The sequence below is a fragment of the Trinickia sp. genome (genome assembly GCF_051961175.1).
GTDB lineage: Bacteria > Pseudomonadota > Gammaproteobacteria > Burkholderiales > Burkholderiaceae > Trinickia.
Genome location: NZ_JBQCDN010000091.1, coordinates 1 through 3,117, shown reverse-complemented (window position 1 = coordinate 3,117; position 3,117 = coordinate 1). Strand labels below are relative to the sequence as shown.

The following is a 3,117-nucleotide window of genomic DNA, read 5'->3' as shown; positions in this document are numbered from 1 at the left end:
AGGACGGACAAGCCGAAGAGCGCGATGGTCATGCCTGCCCCCGGCTCGTCTGGGCAGCGCGGGAGCGCGTCTGCGCGCGCTTGCCGGTGGCCAGGCTCGGGGCGCAACCCGGAAGATCCGGCAAATCGTAGTAAGCGTAATGTGCGAAAGGCATCGAGCCGGTCATGCAACGAAATGAAATTGAAAGGTTTGACGTTTGGAAAACGTCGTTTTGCCTGCGAAGGCCGCTAGTTTAGCGGCTCAGGGCGCACCTTGGCGCCAAGCGGCGGAATGGGCGGGAGGGTCCTGTTGTCATTCTTGCAACGCCCGCGTGCCCGCCCGGAAGCGTTCCGGGCCCGATAGCGTTAGAATGCGCGTTTGGGTTGGTTTGCCGGCTATCACGCCCGCTTTCTAATAATAGTTGGAGTCTGGGCGATCCCGCGGCTTATAAGCCGGCGGCTCGATACCCCGATTCGGTCGGAGTTCGCCACACATGCGAGTCATCCTTGCTCAACCCCGCGGCTTTTGTGCGGGCGTCGTTCGTGCGATCGAAATTGTCGATCGCGCGTTGCAACGGCACGGCGCCCCCGTGTACGTGCGCCATGAAATCGTGCATAACCGGCACGTCGTCGAAAACCTGCGCAGCAAGGGCGCGCGTTTCGTCGAAGAACTCGATGAAGTTCCGCACGGTGCGGTCGCGATTTTCAGCGCGCACGGTGTCGCACAAAGCGTCGAGCACGATGCGCAGGCGCGCGGCCTCGACGTACTCGACGCCACGTGCCCGCTCGTCACGAAAGTCCATGTGCAAGGCCGCCAATACGTGGCAGCCGGCCGCACGCTGATTTTGATCGGTCACGCCGGGCATCCCGAGGTCGAAGGCACGATTGGCCAGATTCCGGGCAAGGTGCTGCTGGTTCAAAGCGAGGCCGAAGTCGCCACGCTCGAATTGCCCGAAGATACGCCGCTCGCCTACGTGACGCAAACCACGCTGTCGGTCGACGACACGCGCGGCATCATCGAAGCGTTGACGCGCCGTTTCAGCAACATCGTCGGGCCCGATACGCGCGACATCTGCTATGCGACGCAAAACCGGCAGGCCGCGGTGCGCGAATTGAGCGAGCAAGTGAATGTGCTGCTCGTCGTCGGTGCGACGAACAGTTCGAATTCGAATCGCCTGCGCGAGATCGGTGCCGAAACCGGCGTGCCGAGCTATCTCGTCGCGGACGGCTCGGAGATCAAGCCGGAATGGTTCGCGGGCGCCCAGGCCGTTGGCATCACGGCGGGCGCATCGGCGCCCGAAGAAATGGTCGAGCACGTCATTGACGCGCTGCGCGCGCTGGGTCCCGTCGAAGTTTCGACGATGGCCGGCCGTGAAGAAAAAGTCGAATTCAAGCTGCCGGCGAAGCTCCTCGAGCCCGTCGCGGCCCGCCAAGTTTAAGGAGGTTGCTTTGTCGATCCCGCTTCTGCAAAAAGTTCGCGTCGGCGCCTATATCACGCGCCAACATTTCAGCGGCAACAAGCGCTATCCGCTCGCGCTGATGCTCGAGCCGCTCTTTCGCTGCAACCTCGCCTGCAACGGCTGCGGCAAGATCGACTACCCGGATCCCATTCTGAATCAGCGGCTGTCGGTCGAGGAATGCCTCGGCGCCGTCGATGAATGCGGCGCGCCGGTGGTGTCGATTGCCGGCGGCGAACCGCTGCTGCACAAGGAAATGCCGACGATCGTCAAGGGCATCATCGCGCGCAAGAAGTTCGTCTATCTCTGCACGAACGCGCTGCTGATGGAAAAGAAGATGGACGACTACCAACCGAGCCCGTATTTCGTCTGGTCGGTCCACCTCGATGGCGACAAAGCGATGCACGATCACTCGGTGTCGCAAGAAGGCGTCTACGACAAGGCGGTCGCCGCGATTCGCGAAGCGAAACGCCGCGGCTTCCGCGTCAACATCAACTGCACGCTGTTCAACGATGCGAAGCCGGAACGCGTGGCCGCATTCTTCGATACGCTCGGCCCGATGGGCGTCGACGGCATTACCGTCTCGCCTGGCTATGCCTATGAGCGCGCGCCCGATCAGCAGCACTTCCTCAATCGCGACAAGACGAAGCAGCTCTTCCGCGAAATCTTCAAGCGCGGCAATCGCGGCAAGAACTGGTCGTTCAGCCAATCGGCGATGTTCCTCGATTTTCTCGCGGGCAACCAGACCTACCACTGCACGCCCTGGGGCAACCCGGCGCGCACGGTGTTCGGCTGGCAGCGTCCGTGCTATCTCGTCGGCGAAGGCTACGCGAAGACCTTCAAGGAACTGATGGAGGAAACCGATTGGGACGCGTACGGCACCGGCAACTACGAAAAGTGCGCGGACTGCATGGTGCATAGCGGCTTCGAAGCGACGGCCGTGATGGATACAGTGGCTCACCCGCTGAAGGCGCTGGGCGTCAGCATGCGCGGCCCGAAGATCGAAGGCGCGTTCACGAAGGATATTCCGCTCGATAAGCAGCGTCCGGCGGAATACGTCTTCTCGCGTCACGTCGAGATCAAGCTCGAGGAAATCAAGCACTCGGCCAGCGCGAAGAAGGCACAGACGGCGGCGGCGCACTAAGCGCGAGTCGTTCAAACGGCTCTTTCTTTGCGTCTTTTTACGTCTAACAAAAAGCGTGGTCCTGATAGGCCGCGCCTCTAACTGCTGACAAAGCCCTGGCTACGGCCAGGGCTTTGTTTTTTTAATAGTGATCGTGCATAAGAAGCCGACACCCGCGTAATCCGGTGGCATGTCGCTGCATATAGCACCGCCAAAGCGCTTCTCAGTCGACCCGAACCCCAAGCAAATCTTTACGGTTTTTTACCGTACCACATGAAACCCTCGCCCGTCATACAAGCGCGCGCGCACATTGTCTCCATTGAGCAGCCCATTAAACTAGAATCCGTCACCGAATTCTGATATCGTGGTTCGGATTCAAATGGGGATGAAAAGATTTTCTCAACGAGAGCCGCACGGCCCATTACGCCAAATGGTCGTTGCCGCCACGATCCGGGGTCCGCACGCCTTTGCCGGCCGGCTCCGCTGCAAATAACAATAGAGCCTGAGACACATGATTACCACACGCCGCGTGACCGCGATCGGCGGTCGGCCAATAGCA

2 protein-coding genes are annotated in these 3,117 nt (G+C 60.7%); both read left to right on the top strand.

What is annotated here, in order from left to right; all coding sequences use genetic code 11:
* The first annotated feature begins 472 nt into the window (after positions 1-472).
* Positions 473-1,417 (top strand): 4-hydroxy-3-methylbut-2-enyl diphosphate reductase, encoded by a 945-nt coding sequence (gene ispH / locus ACTHL0_RS04765; RefSeq protein ID WP_440565443.1) that lies wholly within the window; start codon positions 473-475, stop codon positions 1,415-1,417.
* 10 nt (positions 1,418-1,427) lie between these two features.
* Positions 1,428-2,579: an adenosyl-hopene transferase HpnH gene (gene hpnH / locus ACTHL0_RS04760; protein WP_440565442.1), complete on the top strand. Its 1,152-nt coding sequence runs from the start codon at positions 1,428-1,430 to the stop codon at positions 2,577-2,579.
* The last annotated feature ends 538 nt before the right edge of the window (positions 2,580-3,117 follow it).

Bases quoted from the DNA above. Each gene is read 5' to 3' on its own strand.
- ispH (WP_440565443.1), top strand. From the start codon at position 473: ATGCGAGTCATCCTTGCTCAACCCCGCGGCTTTTGTGCGGGCGTCGTT.